The organism is Bacillus cereus group sp. BceL062 (genome assembly GCF_051780025.1).
Lineage (GTDB): Bacteria > Bacillota > Bacilli > Bacillales > Bacillaceae_G > Bacillus_A > Bacillus_A toyonensis.
This window is the reverse complement of sequence record NZ_JBPWGY010000001.1, coordinates 98,185-118,174: the sequence shown is the minus strand read 5'-3', so window position 1 is coordinate 118,174 and position 19,990 is coordinate 98,185. Positions and strand designations below refer to the sequence as shown.

The following is a 19,990-nucleotide window of genomic DNA, read 5'->3' as shown; positions in this document are numbered from 1 at the left end:
AATCCTATTTCAAATTATGCAGTCGGTTCTGGCTTCTGTTTTATTGCCTTTTCATCTTTTGCTGGTTTAATCCAAATCATTGCTATAACGGCACCAATAACAGCGAAAATACTTGTCAAATAAAACACTTCATGGTCCGACCCTTTCATAAAAAATGAATATAGGGGTGGTCCAGCTGCTACACCGATAAATCGCATCGAACTATAAAATGACGTAACCGTGCCTCTCTGCTCCTTTTCAATCCCTTGTGTAATTAGGGCATCTAAACATGGGAGTGCCATACCAATTCCTACTCCCATAATAACGAGACATAGAAGTAGTAAATAGATCCCTTTTATAAATAAAGGGATTATGACTGATGCCGCAGCCAGTAAAAAGCCAATATAAATACACTTCTTCATAACATTTTGATTATCTCCAATTTTTTTACCAGCCATATATGAACTAATCGATAATACAAGCAAAGGAATAGCAAGTACACACCCTTTCCATATACCATGAATGTCATACTTTGACTCCAGTATAGTAGACAAATAAAAGAGAATTCCGAATAAAATAAGCATTATAATTGCACCTAGTGCAAAAATGGCAATTAACCATCTTCCCTTTTCTCGAAACGTAGAGATAATAGCTTGAATAAACTCTTTTAGTGGTGGTACTTCTCCTTCTTGTTTTTTTGCTTTTACTAGTACCAGTAATAAAACAATCGATACTACACATAAAACTGGAATCGCCCAAAATGGTAAGAACCATACAATGGCAGCTAGAGCAGATCCTAAAATAGGGCTGAGTACTTTTCCAAATGTATTTGATGTCTCAATGATTCCTAAACCTGCGCTAACCTGTTTTTCATCTTTGTATAAATCACCAACACACGGTATAACAACTGGCATTGCACCAGCAGCACCAATACCTTGAATCGCTCTACCGATAAGTATCCAAACGTAGGGATTATCAACTTTCCATGATACCCAACCAGTTACCGCTCCTCCGATAGCTGCAATCAGTAAACTCGGAACCATTACCATCTTCCGTCCCCATCTATCTGATAAATAACCAGCAATCGGTATAAGTAAAATTGCAACTATGGAGTAAATTGTAATAATCATGGATACTTGAAACGATGAAATATGTAATTTCTTTTCGATAGTCGGCAGTATTGGAATGAGCATTGAATTCCCTAATGTCATAACAAGTGGAACTGATGCAAGCGCAATTAAACAACAGTTTTCTTTTTTTAACATGTTGACTTCGGAACCTTTCATCATATATTTCTTACCATATAATAGCCCTGGTGGAACGTAATTTTTCATTCCACCAGGGCTATTACATCTTTACTACTTCCCATTCATAACGAAAGAAATTGGGTAAAATATAGTATTATTCCTATTGTTTGAATCCAGTTCGCTATATATCCATACCAATTAATTGAAAAAAAAAAGAAAGGAAGAATCCTTCCTTTCTCCTATAACCTTCTACATTTAGCGAGTATATCCGCCACCAAGTTGTTGTTCTGCCATCGCTACAAGGCGTTTCGTGATTTCACCACCTACAGAACCGTTTGCACGTGAAGAAGTTTCAGCTCCAAGTTGTACACCAAACTCTTGTGCAATTTCATATTTCATTTGATCTAGAGCCGCTTGTGCTCCATGTGATGCTAATTGATTAGAATTACGATTTCTAGCCATTACCAATCACCTCCTTGATATATATATAAATTGTGCCAAATTCGAATTTAAATACATGGTAATTTTTGGTTATTTTAAACTATAAAAAAAGAGACTCTAAATAGAGACTCTTTTATCATTTTATATTACGAAGTTACTACCTCTAATCTTCTATCTGTTAATACTTTCATTTCTTCTTTTAATATATCTTTCGCGTTGTGTCCAAACCATTCTAGCGAAGCAAAATAGTCCGTATCTCGCACTTCCCGAATGATATCATCATAATTTACAATACCTTCAAATAATGGAACCATACCAATACGACTTCCCGCTGCGGCATATACATTATTAGGTTCAAATACATGTAAATAATCCGCTGACGATATATTCTTAAAATGGTAATGTTGTATCCACGGTCTTAGTCGATGAAAACTGTCTATTGGATCTGCACCAGACTCCCATATATGAAGAAAATCAAGGTTTATTTTCAAATTCGGATGGTCTACTTCTTCTAATAATTCCAAAGTAGACGGCAACGTGTCCGTTAACGTATTTGGATGTGTTTCTAAAAGTACATACATATCATGCTGAGCAAATAAATCACAAATCTTGTGAATTCGCTTTACATACTCTTGTCTCTCTTGTTTCGAGAAGTCTACACTCCCTTTTTGTCCGGCAAACGTACGAATTTTATTCGTATTAAACCAATTTGCTAACATTACGAGTTGTTCACATTTCCCCATCGTTTTTTCAAAATCTGCTGATAATGATATGTCTAAATAATCACTTATCATCGTAATTTCTAAGTTTTTATCCTTTAAAAAATTCAACTCTCGTTCTGTCGTTTCACGCTCTTGCACATACAAATTTTGTGCATGAGTTCCCCACAATTCAATTCCTTCAAAACCGTTTTCATATGCAAATTGAACAATATCAGTAAATGAAATTAATTGATGACGAAATGAAATGGTACATAGCGAATATTTCATAACTTTAAACTCCCCTATCTTAAATTCAGTTAGCTTTTTAAAGAGTTACGACAGACTGATTTGTTTTCATACCTTTCCATGATAGAAACTGTCTCTCTAATTCCTTCTTAATTTGCAGTTCAATTGCATTCATTTCATCCAGTTTTTCAATAATCGATACGAGCATACCCTTATTATTCGTCATTGCCATTTTAATTGAACGATACTGTACATTTGTAAATCCTTGTACAATATCCTCTACCCGATCACACCAATAATCAAACTCCTCTTCCGAGTATTGTAACGTTTCACGGAAGTATGCAAAGGCATGTTCATAACTATATTTACGAATTGCAAGTACTGGTATTTGTTTTACTGCTGCTACAAGCTTAGAGAGCGAATACCCCTCTTCCTCATTTGCCATTTTTATAATTAAATTTTTTAATTCCATAGTCAGTTCATTATCATACTTTTTGAATGTCTCAGTGAAATAATTAGCTACCATTTCTTGCGTCGGCTCCTGAATCGCCTCTACATCAATGAAATAACCACCACCAAATGGATTATCTTGAACAGAGTGAATCACTTTTTCTCTTTCCATATTCCCTTCCCAACGAAAATCAGGATCTAACATGAACCATTCTTCTTCTTTCTCTGTCTTCGATATCATTAAATAATGCGGAAATGGTTTTTGGTGAAACTTATTTTCCCTCTCTGGTAATAAAGACATATCCACCATTACAATTACATAACGGTTTTCCGGCTTATTTTCTACTAATTCTAAAAATGTTTCTACATTTCTATCTTTATCTTTTGCATGATCATACCATTCGTTCACTTTAATACCATACAGTTTTTCATACCAAAGTAAATAATTATCATGGTTAATGTTTTCGGAGTGATACGAAATAATTCCGCCTTCTGTTATATCAAAGTCTCCATCCCATAGTCCAAAATAAAATGGACGAAAATCTATATCACCGCGTCTTTTTATAATTTCACAAAAACAGCTCACTAAGCAGTGCACTTTAATTGAAGTCATACTCTCATCCACTTTCTCCAAGGTTAGTTATTCACATTTGATTCTTGTAACGGCTGTAACTCTTCCATAAAATCAAGTAAAGATCCTACAGTAAGAAACGCCTTTGGATCTACCTCATCCTCTGGGACACATAACTTCAAATCCATTTCTATGTATACGATAAGCTGCAATATCATTACCGAATCTATATATAAATCTTGATTTAAACGCATTGTTTCTTCTAAATGCGTTACATTTTTCAGTTCCATTTTTTCTGTCATAATTTTCAGCACTGCACTTTTTAACGTTTCACGTCTCATGTTGTAACCTCTCCCATCTCTAGTAACTTTCTACTTACTTTTCCAGTTTTATTTTTCGGAATTTCAGTTACACTTTCAATTTCATGCGGAACTTTATAAGACGGTAAATGCTGAATACACCATTCTCTTATTTGTACTGGGTCAATATGAGAGATTACTTTCGCTTTTACGATTTCTCCCATCACTGGATGTTTCCCTCGGTATACAATGGCTTCTTGAATACCTTCTAATCGAAGCATCGTTTCTTCCACCTCTATAGGAAACACTTTTAACCCTGAAACATTGATTACATCATCCATACGCCCCATAAAGTGAAGGCCGCGCTCAGATTCATACCCTAAATCTTTCGTATAAATTTCCTTTCCAGCAATTTTCACTACGATTTCTTCAGGCTCGTTTTCATCTGATCCTATGTTTATACTTACATGTGGAAGTGGTTTTCCTAAATCTAAATGACTCTCCATATCATGACATATACTAATACAACCAGCTTCAGAACATCCATATTGCTGCATCATGTACGTTGTCATTTCATTTAGTTTATAAAATAATGTTTCGGGCAAAGGTGATCCGGATGTCATAATTTTATGAAACTGGAACGTTCCTAGTGGAAAACTCCCCATAATATGTAGCATCAATGGTACTGCATATATGATATGTTTTTCTGTATTGCGAATAATATTTAATGCGAATTTAGGGTTTTTATTCGTAATAATTATAGGCTTACTTCCTCTTGTAATAGAAGATAATGTACCACATATTAATCCGTATGAATGTGAAACAGGAGCCATAACAATCGGTACTTCATCTTCTTCACAATTTAAAGCTTCATTATAAGCAACGATTTCAGTATCAACTTCCGTCCATGATCTGCAAATCAATTTCGGTTCTCCCGTGGTTCCTGAGCTATATTGCAATAAAGAAGGCTCTTGTAGTAATGAATTCACTACTTCTAATTTTGTAAATTCGCTACATTCTCCATATAAAAGTCCCGTACAATTTGCACGCCTTGCCATTTTAATAGCCGTATCTTTTGGTGTATCTTCATGTATAAGAAGTACAGATGATTTCTTTTCTTTTAAGAAAAACACAAGTGTAATAATATCAAATGGATCTTTCAGACAAAGTGCAAATCTATTTCCTTTTGCTGCTTGAAATTGTTCCATTTCCTCGTAAACTTGTAATCTCGATTCAAAATCATTTTTACTATACTCTTGTTTATTAACGATTAGCATAATTTCCCCCTGTAACAAATGATTTTTGTATGTTAAGTTGCTTTGCACTATACAATGGATTTGGAACTTCATGAACAAGCGATTCTACATCCAAATATAAACGACGCTTCGTTAATTGCTCCGCATAAAAAGTAGCTGTGTATAATTGAATGGATTCAAATCTCCCTTTCAAATGTGGATATTTTCTAAAATGATTTTCAATTTCTTCGACAATCATCATCCAAAAACGTTCTTCTTTCCATTCATATTCATCCGCAAGTATGAAAGCTAACTCTCCTAGATTAAATAAGAAAAGTGCATCTAAAACCATCTCTTGCAAACATTCGATGCGATCCATTTCAAAGAAATCATTCATTTTTCCATTCACATACGTTTTATGCATTTTTGTAAACTCAGGGCATTTGTCAATTTCTTTCAAGTATGGACGATAAAACTCAAGTCCTTCATGAAAGTCCTTTAATGCAACCCGGACAGGTAGCCCTTCTTTATGGACTAAAATCATATTTTGACCGTGTGATTCTAATGCGATCCCGTGCTCTACAACAAGATGTAAAACCGGTATTATCGCTTTTTGAATAAGTACTTGCAGCCAATTTTCTATTCCATATTTGTTTAACCATGCATCAATAATTGGTGTACTATCTTTCTTTTTTGCATATAAGCCATTAAAGGGAACTGCATCCTCTTGTTTATCTACATATTTGTGAACGCTTTCACGCCAAATACATCCTAATGAACCATATGTAGCTTTCTTATTCGTATCATACGTTACGCTCGAGAATTCCTTTAATAAAATCAAGCGCGATTCATCCCTTAAATAAGGATCCTGACTTACGACATCACTTAACCAATTTGATATAGCTGGTGCACTCACAACCGAATGTGGTTTCAACGTACGGATAGTTGAAGTATTAAGTAAATTCATCGATAACTTAACATACGGCTTCTTTGGATTCGTCATATTTCTTAACGTTCTCATTGACTGTTGGGCGCAGTAATCATCCGATGATTCCCCTAAATAAATCACATATTTCCCCTGTATATGATCAGCATAATTAGGAATAATAAAGTTCTCCCACTGCCAAGGGTGGACTGGGATAAATAAATACTGTTTTGGATTACATCCCATATTTTGAATACGATTTATATATTCTTCTATTCTCTGCACACCAATTTCTTCTGTTAAAGTATTGCTATAAATCATTTCATTTTCATAACCTACAGTCGCATATTTCTTATGTGCTGCAATCCATATGAGTTTTATTGGCTTCATGAATTCATATCCATATTGAAAATTGTCACGATATTGAAATCCAATGCGCGCTTTATAGCTAGGATGATATGGGTGACCGTCTATTAAATGGCTTTCAAACTCATCGTAAGATTTTCCAGTATATTCCTCCCTTTTATTTCTTTCATATTGTGCAATCGTGTCTTTAAATATTGTTTGTTCTAATTCGTGAATAAAAGAATCTAATCTAGTTCGTTCTACGTTAACAACCCGAAAAACTTCTTCTAAAAATTGCGACACAGATTGTATTTCTTGTTGTTCATCTTGCACTCGTATTAGTAACGAGTCTACAGCAATACGTCCAAATGTCATCCTTTCTCTTCCGTGGCATTGGTACGAAACATTTTTGTTTTCTTCATCAAGTCCTTGTATAATAAAAAGAATTTGTTCTTCCTTCTCTACACGAACTGGCGTTATAATCCCCTCATAAATTAACGATTCTACTAACTGACGTAACACCCTTCTTCGCACTGAAATGTATTCTTCTGATTCAAGTGCCTTCAATATTTTCGTGTGATACATATCCACTTTCATAAACTCCTCCACTTATGACGAAATACCAAATTCCATTATTTGTATTACGTGAAATTTTAACGCTATTTATGAACGAACAGCCACTTCTCTAACGAGTGGATTATGCACTTGCACATAAATTGCTTGCTCTAATGGATTTGTTAATTCATCGACATCGAAAAATCTCGTTAATAAATTTGCTTTACATGCCAACTTATCCTCTTCCAACAATTCTCTTAAAAATGTAGAAGGTACACGGTTATATGGAAGGAATGATTCCAATACAGACCTTAATTCAGAAAGTAGAATTTCCTCCTTAATTAATCCTGCCGTACCAAAACCGTTAATAAGTCCAAACATATGATTAAAAATTAAATAGTAACGAAACCTTTCATCTACAATATAATCGTCATATAAATTCCCAGTACGTTCTCCAATACCAGATAACTCATTATTAAGCATCTCTTTCATTGAATTACAGAAATAAAATCCTTGATTATCACGGAAATAATATTTTACTGGATAACCATCCTTCAACTGTACAACACTATTTTGTTGATGAGCTTCTAATGCAACTCCATACTGTAAATACATCCATACCATCGGCTTTAAAGAAATATTTACATACCGTCTAAACCACTCTAAACTTACTTCTTCACAGCTTCTATTTTCTAACTCTGCTATATGATGAATTATATTCGATAAACGAGTGCGCTCTCCAGGAATAGCATCTTGAACTAGTCCAGCAATTAATGTAGCATCATTTGCATGTTCACTATAGAAAGGGTTCTCGCGAATAATTACTTCAAATCCAGATTCTTGTGTTCCATAATTTAATGTAATAAAGGCTGGATCACAAATAAAATCAAAGCCTGGAAATCTTTCTCGTACTTCACCAATAGCCGTATTTAACATTTCCTTCCCTTCAAGGCCACTCTCAAGTTCTTTCAACTTATTAATGCGCATTGAATTTGTTACTTTCACTGGAAAGGAAAACTTAAGCATATATTTCGAATGAGGATGATATAGCGTCCTAAGTGATGATGTTGCCATATAACACTTACCTACTGGACCAATATATTCAAGCACTCCTTGATTTATCCACTCTTGTACATAAGGTTGATGTAATAACCATTCAGCCTGAAGCGGATGAATTGGAATTAATGAATATTCATCTTCCTTACAGTACTTCTCTATAAATTCCTCATTTACCATCTCATCTTTACTTAATTCTTCTTTTATAATCGTTGTTGTAGAATCTAATAATAATGATTTTTCATTTACTATACTTTTATGTGCGCGAAAATAATGAAGCTGGCATTCTCCTTTTAATTCTGGAGAATACATTGCACTTTTCCAATCCAATATACCTTGTCTACTCTTTGGGGTAGGATGAGTTAAATGCCCAAATAATAAAGATTGCTCCGCCTCTATAAAAGTTGTATGGAAACCATATAATGCAGATGTATCTTCTGCTCTCTCTTTTGTAAATTCTTCAATATTTTGACAACTATGAATAACTCGAAGCATAAGCTCAGCAGGATTAGTTCCTTCTCCATAGTTGATAGACATCTCTTTTATTAAAAATGTAATAACTGTAACATAATCTGCTTTTATAACAGTTTTAGTTTCTCCAATTTGATAATAAAACTGTTCTCCAAACAAATGGCGATCTGTTGCTGATTTATATATAACTTCTCCATACAAAGTAACATTCTGTGCCGATAGCCGACAACATAAATATGTGGGGACTACATTTCTATTTAACGTATTACTGAAGATACTTTCCATTCTTTCATCCTCTGTAATCCATTCCCCACTCCCTGTTTCTCTTAAATAACAGTTTAAAAAACTTTGTATTGTTGCATGTTCTGCGATTTGTTTCGCATGCTGCATACTGGTCCTCCTCTTTATATTAACGCTATCGAAATTTTATAAAACAACCAATGATTGAATATCATTATCAATTATGATTCTAATTGATTGTTATTATCAATTCAAGAGTATATTTCAGAATTTTTTTATCTGACTAAATTTTTTTCCTTTTCTATCATTTATTTCATCTAATTAAAGATACAATAGAAAAATTTTTACTCTCAAGTTAACTATTCATTATTTTTCACATTACTCGTTATTAATCGATTGAACAGAGTTAAACAAAAAGGTATACCAATTAAAGGTATACCTTTTAAAAACATAAAGTTTACATAATAATATTATTTATATTCCTCCAGCAATACGCTGTTTCTTCTACCTGTACTCTCTCTAAAAATTTCGTATCAATTTTTTCAGGATTATATTTTTCATAAAACTTTTTAGCGGGATTATTAGTAACGACCCAAACTAAAAGAGATTGCATACCATTTTTTATACATTCCGACAGTAACACTTGAAATAATTTTTGTCCTATTTTCATTCCTTGATACTGTTGTAACAGATAAATCGCATATAATTCCCCATCACAATTATATGTACCGCTTCTTTCAACTCCCCCATCAATGAATCCGATTATTTTTCCATTTAACGTTTCTGCTACAAATCTGAATTGGTAATTATCTTCTTTTTGAAAAATATTCTCCCACTGCTTTTTTCTTTGTTCAAATGTTACATTTTCTAAAATTTCGTTTTCGAATATCCCGGTATACGTTGTTTTCCAGCTTTCCACATGTACTTTTGCTATTGCTGCAATATCCGATTTTATCGCCCTTCTAATGTGTATCTCCACCATTCTCATCCCCTTTAGAGAATAATTATAGCAAACTGTTTTTTTACGCGTAAAAAAAGAGTGAATTTTCATCACCCTTTTTTATCTACTCTCAACTTCAACTGAAACAACTCGATCAATCTCTTTTAGTGAACTATATAACTCAGTTGTATATAAATCTTCTGGAGCTAAAATAACCATCTCCAATTGCTGAAATGCACCACTATCAATATCTTTAATTTTCACTCGTTTTACATGCATACCTAATTTTTTAATTTGCTTAAATATACCATCTAATTCTTGGTGCTCTTTTACAGTAATTTTTATAGATAAGTCCTTTTGTCTTAATGAATACGGGCCTGCAATTTTCACAAGGTGAGGCAGTACGTTAATCGCTAAAATAATTAAAATCATGGCAACGGTCGCTTGTAAATAAAACCCTGCTCCAATTGCTATACCTAAAGCTGAAGCAGCCCACACCATAGAAGCTGTCGTTAATCCAGAAATAACGTCATTACTTCTTCGTAAAATGACACCTGCCCCAAGGAAACCGATTCCGCTCACAATTTGAGCAGCAAGACGCATTGGATCCATATTTGTATGACCTGGAACAGAATATACATGAACTGATTCAATTGAAACCATCGTAATTAAACAACTTGCTACAGAAATAACCATACTTGTTTTCACACCAAGCGGTTTATTCTTTAGCTGCCTATCTATCCCGATGAATAATCCTAAAAAGAGCGCTAAACCTAATTTGAGTAAAAATTCATATGACATGTTTCATTCTCCTTACTTTACAATGTTTCCCTTCGAATAATTCACTATAACTCTTTTATGATATCTATTCCAGTCTTTTCTATTCATTTAACGATAAAAGCCGAAAAAACATTTTCACATGTTTTTTCGGCTTTATATTCCAATTAAGAACTTTCTTTATTTCTGTTCTTTAATCTTAATCTGCGCATCTTTATAAAATGCTAATTTACTGTCATTATACTCTTTTGTATAATTGTTAAACTGCTCTTTCGACTTTTGTGCTTCTCCATTTAACTCATTAAAAGTTTTAACTTTCTCACCAATCTCTTTTAATTTCGTTTCTTTTACCTTTAATTGTTCGTACAGTTCTTTTTCAGTCGCTAACGCCTTCGTGTAGTTTTCATTCATCTTTTGGAATGCATCGTAACGTTTTTTATACGACTCTTCAACTGCCTTTGCTTGCTTTTGCACTTTCTTATCTTCAAGTTTTTCTATATTACTTTGAACGGATTTCGTTTCCTTCTGCGCTTTTTCTAGCATTTCTTTTTCGTTTTTCAATACTTTTTCACGGTCAGCTACATTTGCAGTCGCTTGTTCTATCTTTTTCATAACTGCGTCATTATGATCTTTACCTTCTTGTAAAATTTGAGAATATAGTTCTTGACCTTGCTTCTCTAAATCCTCTAATTTTTTCGCTTCATCAACTAAAGACTTTTCTTGTGTCGCTGCTGTTTCAAAAGCTGTATATAAATTTTCTTCTGGCTTTTCACCGAAACAACCTGTTAATACCCCTACTGATAACGCTCCAACTAATGCTACTTTTCCATACTTCAACATTCATTCCTCCATTACATACGGTTATCATGCCAGAAGTTCACTGGGAAGTGACTTTCTTCATGATAAGCTTCAAACTCATAACCCTTTTCTTTTAACCCCTTTAAAATTGCTGGCACAGCAGCGACTGATTGCGGGTGAATATCATGCATTAAAATTACTTCTTGTGGTTTTGTTGCATTTGTTAATACGTTTTGAGCAATTTGCGCTGCAGCTGCATCAACTTGCATTTTATTATATTTCCAATCTAATGAATCAATTGTCCAATCCCAAACTTTAAAACCGCCTTCTACCACTTTATTTCGAAGGCCTTCATTTAATCCAGGCATCGAACCATATGGTGGACGTGTTAATTTAGGTGATTTTCCAATAATATTAGCAATTAAGCTTTGGTCTTCTTTCATCTCATTTACATATTCACCATTTTTATATAACTTTGCAAAATTATGTGTCATACTATGCATACCTACATAATGTCCCTCTGCATTTTCACGTTTCACTAAATCCGGAAACTCTTTTACATTCGCTCCAATTAAAAAGAATGTCGCCTTCGCATCATGCTGTTTTAACGTATTTAATAATTCAGCCGTATATTTGCCTGGTCCATCATCAAATGTAAGATAAGCAACTTTTCTTTCTTTTCCATTAAAACGACTTGGTGCCGTTTTATTCAATTCAACTTTTGATTGTTCACTTGCAAGCTGTACTACATTTTCTTGTTTTGCAACAGCCTTTGCTGGTGAAGTAATTGATTGAAACATAAAATACCCAATAGCTACTGCTGCAACCGCTATTAAAACGACTACTACTCGTTTCATATTAAAAGCTTTTTCCATTCTATCGAATTCCTCTCCCTATTAATCTTATATATAAATCACCCAATATAATTATACATCTATTTATTTTATTGCACGATATAAAGTGAAACTTTAATCAGTGGGGGGTATTCATCCCCCACTGATTATTAACCTTCACCAATCGATTGTTTACGAGCAGTTAATTTCCCACCTACCTTCTTTGCTCTAGCCGAATTTTGAGGCGGGAATCTCACTACCCACAAATAGTGTGATAAATAGACTGTATATGTATTATAATGGGAGTTTTATCAAAATTGTTGTTCCTATTCCTTCTTTACTCACGATACTAAGTGTACCTCTATGAAGCTCCACCATTTTTTTTACGATAGCTAAGCCAAGGCCTGCACCTGCAGCATGATTATTAATCTGGTAAAAAGACTGCTCTATATATGGTAAATGCTCTTTAGCAATTCCAATCCCTTCATCTTTCACCTTTATCACTGCTTGTCCTTCATTTTTAGTCGCTTCAATGTATACAGTACCATTTTCATGTGAATATTTAATTGCATTTTGAATAATATTCAAGAAAATTTGCTTTAGCCTATTTCGGTCTCCCAACAATTCAATTCGTTCTATAGTATTAATGAATTGAATTTGTTTCTTTTCAGCGTTAGGAGTTAATTGCCAAATCGTCTCCTCTAGTATATCGTACAATTGCACCTTTTGTTTATATAAATTAAAATGATTTGATTGTAATCTTGAAAAATCTAACAATTCTTCTACTAAATGAATCAATCGGTCTGTCTCACCGGAAATAATCCCCATACCTTGCTTGATTTCTTCTTCTGTTAAATGTTCTACTGTTTTAAGCGTCTCACTCCAACCTTTAATTCCTGTTAAAGGTGTTCGTATTTCATGAGAAATAGAAGCGATAAATTCATTTTTCATCTGTTCCGCTTTTTCTATTTTATCAGACATATAGTTTAAACTATGTGCTAATTCACCTAATTCACCAGGATAATCTTCTTTAATTTTATTTTTCAACGTTCCTTCTGCGATTTGTGAAGAAGCTTGAATGATAGATTCAATTGGCTCAACAAAAGAATTTGCCAAGCGTCTACTAATTGAGAAGACAATACATGAAATAACAATACCAACGGCAATAGTAAACATAATAATTTCAATAATCTTTGCATTCACATGTGTTAATACTGTCGTATATTTTAAAACACCGATTGTTTGTCCTTGATGTATAAGTGGGCTTAGCACTTCTAGTTGTTTTTCATTATCTTTCGTAGTAGTAACTTGATTATACATTTCACCTTCCAATAAAGATTGTGGGATATTCACTTTACCTTCTACTTTTTCACCACTTGAAGATTGTATAACCGAACCATGACGATCAATTAACTGTAATTCCGTTCCATCTAATTGAAAACTACTAATTATGTCACCACTATATTCTTGCAAACGAATAAAATATAATGAATTGTATTCTGAGAAAAATCGAGTACTCGTCTTCGCATGAGATTCTATATATTGCACAATACCATTATAATAATATCGATAAATTGAGACCGAAAATACTACCTCAAACAATACAAGCATAAGTGTAATGACCGTCATAAAATATAAAGTCACTTTCCGTTTCATCTTATACTTTCCTTCCACACATATCCTTTTCCCCACACTGTAAGGATAAATTCGGGTTCTGATGGATTACATTCTATCTTTTGGCGTAACCGTCTCATATTTACATCTACGACTTTCGTCTCGCCTACGTAATTCGTTCCCCAAATCATATTTAAAATTTCATCACGTGAAACCGGCTTTGAGGATTGATTCATTAAGTATTGTAAAATCATATACTCTGTAGGTGTTAAATCAACCAATTGTCCATCTCTATATAATCTTTCTTCTATAATATTTAACGAAAACGGACCAGACGTAATTGTATTCGTTTTTTCTTTATGCACTTCTATTCTTCTTAATAGAGATTGTATACGTGCAGTTAACTCTACTGGACTAAACGGTTTTGTAATATAATCATCTGCACCAATTCCTAGTCCTTGCACCACATCTCCATCTTGTACACGTGCGGTTAACATAATAATGCCCATTTTTTTATTTTCTTCCCGAATAGTTTTACAAACTTGAAAACCATCAATTCCTGGTAACATGACATCAAGTAACGCTACATCAACAGTGTGATCACATAAAATCTGTAACGCTTCTTCTCCAGTACTAGCTTCTAATACATAAAATCCAGCACGCTTTAAATTTAAGACAATAAAACTACGGATTGGCATTTCATCTTCTAAAACTAAAATTGTTGACATAATTTCCACCTCCCTACTCTTGTTGATAATCTGCTAGCGGTTTTATATATGCTTTCACTTTTTTAAACTTTGATCGCTTCGGCACTGCATATACGTGAGAAGCCGTTTTCACCGCTGCCTCGAATCCTTTTATTTTGAACCATTCTTTCCGCTTAAAAATTTGGACTTCAAGCCATATTTCATTTGTATTTACGTCCAAAAACTTTTGAGAATTTGATTCCTTCTGCTGATCTGGGATAGTAATTTTCCCAATCAACTCTTCAGGAATTTTCACAAAATACCCTTTTTCTATATCGATGTATCTTTCTTCTATAGGTTTCGTTCCATCTTCACTCCACTGTATGTAACGTTCAAAGAGCGGACTATCTCCATGTGACTTATCTTCCCAACCTTTTGGACGTACAGTACGAACAAATTCAATAATACCGTCTTCATTTACATCTTTACTTTCCACCACATATTCATTGAATAAATCTTCTTTCCCATCTATAGGTAGTACCTCATAATGATTCTTATCAAATTTTGCTACATAAGTTATACCTGAATGAGCCCCAATTCCTGCATCAATTACAATCGCCTTTAATGTTTTAGAAATATGGCCCATTTGTATTCTTTGAATACTATTTATAAATGGATCAAATGTAACTTCTGATATTGTCTTAAACTGCTCAATAAGCTCAACTGTCAACTTCTCATCTTGTTCATAAGTAACAAGGCTTATATCATTAAGACCATTTCTATTTAGATCCTCTATAAATAACTTCGTGTAACGCCGATTATAAATCTCCTTCATATCATCATTTTCTTCTGAAAAAGCATACATAACATGTTCTAACGATTCACGATTTACAGAGATTCCAATTAATAATTCTCGCTTCCCATTCCCTGTAAAATCACCGACTTCAACGATATCTATATCCTCACCATCAAATTTATGCGTGGACTTTATTTTCCACTTATAGCCGATTTCCTCATATACAGCTAAATATACGCTACGATCTTCATTCGGCAATTTATAAAATACGATGGCTTCTTTTTTATTATCTTGTTTAAAATCCATTGACCAAATCATTTGTTTATCTTTATTAGACTTTGGAGTAAGCAACCGATAATTAACAGGCAAATCTTTATCTATTTGCTCTTTTAGTTCATTAATCCACTTTTCATTTGCAGGAGCTCCCATTAAATTGGTTGGAGCTTCAGACATTTTACATCCAGTCAATATAAAGACGATTCCCATAATGCTTATCCATTTTTGCATATGTTATCTTTCCTTATAACAGTATTTATCTTTACTTTTTGCTTATCCAATAATCTCATACATATGAGTATAATTTTTCTAGAATAAAAAATCGTTACAGAAAAGTTACAAATCCATTTCCATAAAAAAAGATTGGCAAAGGCCAATCTTTTTTACTTTTCATTTAGAACTGATTTTGGCGTTACACCTAGATGTTGATTCAGTTTATTTGAAATATCTTTCACATTTTTTTCATTTGGAATGTAATAATAAATACCACCAATACGTTTATCAGTACCTTCAATTTGCATCTTTTCCATTTGTAGATCCGATCCTGCCATGTTTTTCGTAATAGCAAGCATATCATCAAATGTTAAGTTTGTTTTCATGTTTTTATCAACTGCATCAAGTAGAGAGCCCATTTTGCTAATTGATTGAACAGACATTGCTTTTTTCGCAATTGCTTCTATTACAAGTTGTTGTCTCTGTCCGCGCATTGCATCACTATCAATTTTACGTGTTCTTGCAAGTGCAAGTGCCTGTTCTCCATTTAAATGTTGGAAACCTTTTTCTAAATGAATCATACCTGCTTGGTCTTTACTATCTTGCTCTGTGAACGTAACAGGTACATCAATATCAATACCACCTAGTGAATCTACAATTTGAACAAATGACTCAAAGTTAAACTTCACATAATAATCAACTGGAACATTTAAAAATCTTTCCACAGTATCTCGTGTACTTTCAACACCACCAAATACATGTGCATGCGTAATTTTATCTAATTTTTTTCTAGATGGAATATAAACACGTGAATCACGCGGAATACTAACTAATTTAACAGATTTATCATCTTTATTAATTGTTGCTAATAAAAGTGCATCCGTTCGAACCGCTTCACCATATTGACTTTTCCGCATTTCACTACCGTCTACACCCATAATTAAAATTGAGATATTATCCTTTAAAGGTTCCACTTCTTTATCACGTTTTGATGATTTATCAATTTGTGCATATGCATCACTTACAACCGCTTTTGCTTTATTATATATTAACGACCCATATCCTACTCCACCAAAAACAAGCAAGAACAATGGAATTATTATAAACCACTTTATTGACTTTCTTTTAGAACGCTTCTTATTACTTCTCATATTTTGTTCTAATTCAGAGCTCATACCCACTCGCCTCTCTTTCTCTTTCCCTAGTATAATGTATGTCTAGTAATCTTCATATTGAATTTCCTTTCAATTACCTTACAAATTTGTAAGGTTACATTGTGGATTCAATATATATTCCATTTCACATTATACTCTCGTACTTATTTTTGGCAAGTCACTATTTACTAACTTCAAAAATTTAGCACTTCGTAACATTCGAAATTACAGATTTATCAACCTTTTCATTTCAAATAATCTGACTTTCAACTGAAAGAACGAACAAAATAGTGAGTCAAGTTAGTTAGTAACTCTCTATTCATACAGTTATATTTCACATTATTGTTTCGCCAACGGCGTATACATGATTTTCTTCCCATTATTATAAATTAAAGCAGTCTTTGCTTTTAATTTCGTTTTTTCTATTTCCACATCTTCATTTGAGAAATTCACAATAATTTTAATATCTTTTCCATATGAAGTAGATTGTACTAGCTTATCTTCTGACAAGTATGCAAAGTTTGTCATTTCTTCTTTTACTGCCTTTTTATGAACTTCATTCCAAACTTTCAGATGCTCTGTAATTTCTTTTTTATGCTGATTCCACTCTACTTCATCTAAATGGTACAAAGGAGGAACATTATACAATAACTCATATAGCATACGGCTTCCTACCTCATCTTTCACTTTCAAACTTCCCCATTCCCAGTGATGCGTTGTAATGACGGAATTGTTGTATACTAATTTATATAAAGGAAGCGAATATACTGGATTTAAATATACTTGTTTATATTCTTCTTTCAATGGTACTTGTTTTGCATATTTTTCTGGAACATTTTGATTTGGTGAATAATATCCACCGACATAATACGGGCTTGTTTTGTTTTTCCGCATATCTGCATCGTCCCATTTAATAACTGGCGTTTCAATTCCATGAGCAAATGCAATCGTACTACTGGCAAAATCATTTCCGCCCTCAGAGCCAACTACCATACCTTTTTCTTGGGCAATATAATCCATTCGTTGTAATCTTGCTTTTAAATCTTGTTCCTGTGTCGTTACATGTTTTGATGAATAGTCATCATAAATTTCACCCGTTGCATCACAATCGATAAACCATGAATTATATTTAGGACCATTTTGCAATATATCGTTCATTCGTTCTTTTACACTAGGAAGTGATAATGTTGGATTTAGTTTTCGCCCTCTACCTAAAAACCCTTGCACCTTTTCTCCATTTTTCTTCGTTACAGTTGCCTCTTCATATAACGATGGATCATTAAAGGACGCTGTGTTCCAATTTTTATCACCTTTCTCATGAATGGAATGATAAGAATCATACGGACCAACTAAATATCCCATTTTCTTAGCTTCTGTAACAAAATTAGGTTGCATAAATCCTTGTTCCCAGTTCGGTAGACCAATCCAAGCTTTGTCTATCCCTTCTTCTTTCATTTCCTTTATTATATCCGTTCCATCTGCGTTTCCCCACTTATTTATATCTTCAACTGAATCACCAAGTACTGACTTTAATAAATGCTTATTTAAGCTATACAGTTCTGCTTTCGATAAGTGATCTATACCTTTTTTTAATAACTCACTAGCCTCCTGATCAACTTTCGGGAAAATATCCTCTTTATACAATTCCTTCATTGATAACACTTCGTTTACATAACGCAAAATAACATTTTTTTGATACTTATCAATGAAATCTTGTTTACTTACTTGCTCAAATACATTTAATTCCCCAGGCTCTGAACTATTTTTTTGAATAAGCTCTTTTATATGGCTAAACACTGGGCTATTTATTTGCTCTCTTAACTTCGGCCAATTTACATTACTTGCTGATAAACCATTTTGATTCCAAAAATAAAAATGAGCCGCTCCATAAAGTTTTTCAATTTCTTTATTTCTTCTTGCCTTTTCTTGTAATGTTTTAAATTCACCTTTTTCCATAATGTTATCCTTATACAGCTTAGCAATACTTACTGCATCAGTATTTGTGACATATAATTGAAAACCATATGTTTTATTTTTATTTATACTCGGGAATTCATGTATAAAATCAAACCCTATTTTCGGATCCGAATGAAATTTCACTTCATTATTAAATATATTATTCGCAATATATACAATGGAATATTTCGAACCATTTAATGCAAAAAACTTCATAGAAAATGATTCAGCAAATGAATATGCATCATCCTTTAAAAACTTCTTCCAATTCTCATCATTACTTGGAATTTGTTTACCTTCCCATAACGGAAGTGTATAATTTTCAGCCTGTACTTTCGGCCATGTAAAGCTTTCTGCACCAATCGATTCTACTTCAATATTTAAGTGGTCTTTTTTCTTTTCTAAGTTTACTTTTACTTTTTGATCTGGATATTCCCACGACATACGATCCTTATCTTTTTTTACATTCGACACCTTCATTTTCGGCAGAGCTCGTGATGCCTGTTCCTTTACACCATCATGTTCTACAGTTAACGTGAAAGTCTCTGGATTTACATCGTAAGTAAAATCTTTATACGTCGCTTTCTTTATTTTAGACTCTTGTACAGCATTATTACCTTTTACATCACACCCGACTAAAGTCGAAAATGACATAGTTGTAAGAAGACATATCGCTATCATTTTTTTCATCTCCTGCACCTCCATCCCTGAATATACAGGGGATTTGTTACAGGAATATGGCAAAAAATAATAGAGCTAGCATAATGCTAACTCTATTATGAGTATAAAAAGTTCTCAAATAACTATAATTTATTTTTTAATATGTAATACAGCGGGACTTTAATCCTTGTTTTTTATTTTCACAAATAATGCAAATAAACAAATTAAAGTTTCGCTAGGCTTTCCTTAACTGAAAAAGTAAGTGTATATAATATATCCTAAAACTAACACTAAAATTAATATCCCTGTACCTTTCCAATTCATGCCCCCTGTCATATCAACAAGGCTACCTGATTCCGCTCTATTGAGCCCATCATTCAAAGAACCGGTAGGGTTATTTTTTAACTCACTTTGTCTTATGTGTTCTCTTTTTTCTTCTGGTGACTCTTTTGAACTCATATAATCACCTCCAAAATTAATACGCTCTTTACTGAATTATACAATACTCATTTTCATTTTATATGCT

Annotated in this window: 18 protein-coding genes; all 18 read right to left on the bottom strand. The window is 33.3% G+C overall.

Annotated elements, in window-relative coordinates:
* Nucleotides 1-14: 14 nt before the first annotated feature.
* Nucleotides 15-1,244, bottom strand: coding sequence for an MFS transporter (locus ACS2MN_RS00540; RefSeq protein WP_043322897.1), 1,230 nt, complete (start codon nt 1,242-1,244; stop codon nt 15-17).
* A 237-nt stretch (nt 1,245-1,481) separates the two neighbouring features.
* Entirely contained in the window at nt 1,482-1,688 is a 207-nt protein-coding gene (locus ACS2MN_RS00535) for an alpha/beta-type small acid-soluble spore protein (protein ID WP_000113546.1), read from the bottom strand.
* 125 nt (nt 1,689-1,813) lie between these two features.
* A complete protein-coding gene (locus ACS2MN_RS00530; protein ID WP_000877704.1) occupies nt 1,814-2,656 on the bottom strand; it encodes a sugar phosphate isomerase/epimerase family protein in 843 nt (280 codons plus the stop codon).
* Nucleotides 2,657-2,693: 37 nt separating this feature from the next.
* A complete protein-coding gene (locus ACS2MN_RS00525) occupies nt 2,694-3,677 on the bottom strand; it encodes a DUF6005 family protein (RefSeq protein WP_000200693.1) in 984 nt (327 codons plus the stop codon).
* A 23-nt stretch (nt 3,678-3,700) separates the two neighbouring features.
* Nucleotides 3,701-3,976, bottom strand: coding sequence for a petrobactin biosynthesis protein AsbD (gene asbD, locus ACS2MN_RS00520; protein WP_001250760.1), 276 nt, complete (start codon nt 3,974-3,976; stop codon nt 3,701-3,703).
* Nucleotides 3,973-5,211 (bottom strand): AMP-binding protein, encoded by a 1,239-nt coding sequence (locus ACS2MN_RS00515; RefSeq protein ID WP_000909554.1) that lies wholly within the window; start codon nt 5,209-5,211, stop codon nt 3,973-3,975. Before ACS2MN_RS00515 ends, asbD begins: the two co-directional genes overlap by 4 nt.
* Complete coding sequence (locus tag ACS2MN_RS00510; RefSeq protein ID WP_000861774.1) at nt 5,198-7,036, bottom strand: IucA/IucC family protein; 1,839 nt, start codon at nt 7,034-7,036, stop codon at nt 5,198-5,200. The genes ACS2MN_RS00515 and ACS2MN_RS00510 overlap by 14 nt, the downstream gene beginning before the upstream one ends.
* Before the next feature lie 66 nt (nt 7,037-7,102).
* Nucleotides 7,103-8,911, bottom strand: a complete 1,809-nt coding sequence (locus tag ACS2MN_RS00505; protein ID WP_088056055.1) for an IucA/IucC family protein — start codon at nt 8,909-8,911, stop codon at nt 7,103-7,105.
* 307 nt (nt 8,912-9,218) lie between these two features.
* A complete protein-coding gene (locus tag ACS2MN_RS00500; protein ID WP_346994298.1) occupies nt 9,219-9,743 on the bottom strand; it encodes a GNAT family N-acetyltransferase in 525 nt (174 codons plus the stop codon).
* Nucleotides 9,744-9,821: 78 nt separating this feature from the next.
* Entirely contained in the window at nt 9,822-10,502 is a 681-nt protein-coding gene (locus tag ACS2MN_RS00495) for an MgtC/SapB family protein (protein WP_000119504.1), read from the bottom strand.
* Nucleotides 10,503-10,658: 156 nt separating this feature from the next.
* Nucleotides 10,659-11,315 carry a YkyA family protein gene (locus ACS2MN_RS00490; RefSeq protein WP_033661263.1) on the bottom strand — a complete coding sequence of 219 codons (657 nt, stop codon included), beginning with the start codon at nt 11,313-11,315 and terminating at the stop codon, nt 10,659-10,661.
* A 14-nt stretch (nt 11,316-11,329) separates the two neighbouring features.
* Nucleotides 11,330-12,151, bottom strand: coding sequence for a peptidoglycan-N-acetylglucosamine deacetylase (locus ACS2MN_RS00485; RefSeq protein ID WP_000409398.1), 822 nt, complete (start codon nt 12,149-12,151; stop codon nt 11,330-11,332).
* A 252-nt stretch (nt 12,152-12,403) separates the two neighbouring features.
* Complete coding sequence (locus tag ACS2MN_RS00480; RefSeq protein ID WP_000824522.1) at nt 12,404-13,765, bottom strand: HAMP domain-containing sensor histidine kinase; 1,362 nt, start codon at nt 13,763-13,765, stop codon at nt 12,404-12,406.
* The gene (locus tag ACS2MN_RS00475) at nt 13,762-14,451 is read right to left on the bottom strand and encodes a response regulator transcription factor (RefSeq protein WP_000104235.1); all 690 of its coding nucleotides are present in this window, start codon (nt 14,449-14,451) and stop codon (nt 13,762-13,764) included. Before ACS2MN_RS00475 ends, ACS2MN_RS00480 begins: the two co-directional genes overlap by 4 nt.
* A 13-nt stretch (nt 14,452-14,464) precedes the next feature.
* Nucleotides 14,465-15,712, bottom strand: a complete 1,248-nt coding sequence (locus ACS2MN_RS00470; protein WP_346994299.1) for a hypothetical protein — start codon at nt 15,710-15,712, stop codon at nt 14,465-14,467.
* Nucleotides 15,713-15,864: 152 nt separating this feature from the next.
* On the bottom strand, nt 15,865-16,869 hold the full coding sequence (locus ACS2MN_RS00465; RefSeq protein ID WP_098226988.1) for an LCP family protein: 1,005 nt from the start codon (nt 16,867-16,869) through the stop codon (nt 15,865-15,867).
* Between the two features lie 318 nt (nt 16,870-17,187).
* Nucleotides 17,188-19,494, bottom strand: coding sequence for a glycoside hydrolase (locus tag ACS2MN_RS00460; RefSeq protein WP_098805898.1), 2,307 nt, complete (start codon nt 19,492-19,494; stop codon nt 17,188-17,190).
* Between the two features lie 216 nt (nt 19,495-19,710).
* Nucleotides 19,711-19,923 (bottom strand): DUF6366 family protein, encoded by a 213-nt coding sequence (locus ACS2MN_RS00455; RefSeq protein WP_000095423.1) that lies wholly within the window; start codon nt 19,921-19,923, stop codon nt 19,711-19,713.
* Nucleotides 19,924-19,990: the final 67 nt, after the last annotated feature.

Bases quoted from the DNA above. Each gene is read 5' to 3' on its own strand.
- ACS2MN_RS00485 (WP_000409398.1), bottom strand. From the start codon at position 12,151: ATGGAAAAAGCTTTTAATATGAAACGAGTAGTAGTCGTTTTAATAGCG.
- ACS2MN_RS00515 (WP_000909554.1), bottom strand. From the start codon at position 5,211: ATGCTAATCGTTAATAAACAAGAGTATAGTAAAAATGATTTTGAATCG.
- ACS2MN_RS00465 (WP_098226988.1), bottom strand. From the start codon at position 16,869: ATGAGCTCTGAATTAGAACAAAATATGAGAAGTAATAAGAAGCGTTCT.
- ACS2MN_RS00475 (WP_000104235.1), bottom strand. From the start codon at position 14,451: ATGTCAACAATTTTAGTTTTAGAAGATGAAATGCCAATCCGTAGTTTT.
- ACS2MN_RS00510 (WP_000861774.1), bottom strand. From the start codon at position 7,036: ATGAAAGTGGATATGTATCACACGAAAATATTGAAGGCACTTGAATCA.
- ACS2MN_RS00505 (WP_088056055.1), bottom strand. From the start codon at position 8,911: ATGCAGCATGCGAAACAAATCGCAGAACATGCAACAATACAAAGTTTT.
- asbD (WP_001250760.1), bottom strand. From the start codon at position 3,976: ATGAGACGTGAAACGTTAAAAAGTGCAGTGCTGAAAATTATGACAGAA.
- ACS2MN_RS00540 (WP_043322897.1), bottom strand. From the start codon at position 1,244: ATGTTAAAAAAAGAAAACTGTTGTTTAATTGCGCTTGCATCAGTTCCA.
- ACS2MN_RS00460 (WP_098805898.1), bottom strand. From the start codon at position 19,494: ATGAAAAAAATGATAGCGATATGTCTTCTTACAACTATGTCATTTTCG.
- ACS2MN_RS00530 (WP_000877704.1), bottom strand. From the start codon at position 2,656: ATGAAATATTCGCTATGTACCATTTCATTTCGTCATCAATTAATTTCA.
- ACS2MN_RS00480 (WP_000824522.1), bottom strand. From the start codon at position 13,765: ATGAAACGGAAAGTGACTTTATATTTTATGACGGTCATTACACTTATG.
- ACS2MN_RS00455 (WP_000095423.1), bottom strand. From the start codon at position 19,923: ATGAGTTCAAAAGAGTCACCAGAAGAAAAAAGAGAACACATAAGACAA.
- ACS2MN_RS00525 (WP_000200693.1), bottom strand. From the start codon at position 3,677: ATGACTTCAATTAAAGTGCACTGCTTAGTGAGCTGTTTTTGTGAAATT.
- ACS2MN_RS00535 (WP_000113546.1), bottom strand. From the start codon at position 1,688: ATGGCTAGAAATCGTAATTCTAATCAATTAGCATCACATGGAGCACAA.
- ACS2MN_RS00500 (WP_346994298.1), bottom strand. From the start codon at position 9,743: ATGGTGGAGATACACATTAGAAGGGCGATAAAATCGGATATTGCAGCA.
- ACS2MN_RS00470 (WP_346994299.1), bottom strand. From the start codon at position 15,712: ATGCAAAAATGGATAAGCATTATGGGAATCGTCTTTATATTGACTGGA.
- ACS2MN_RS00495 (WP_000119504.1), bottom strand. From the start codon at position 10,502: ATGTCATATGAATTTTTACTCAAATTAGGTTTAGCGCTCTTTTTAGGA.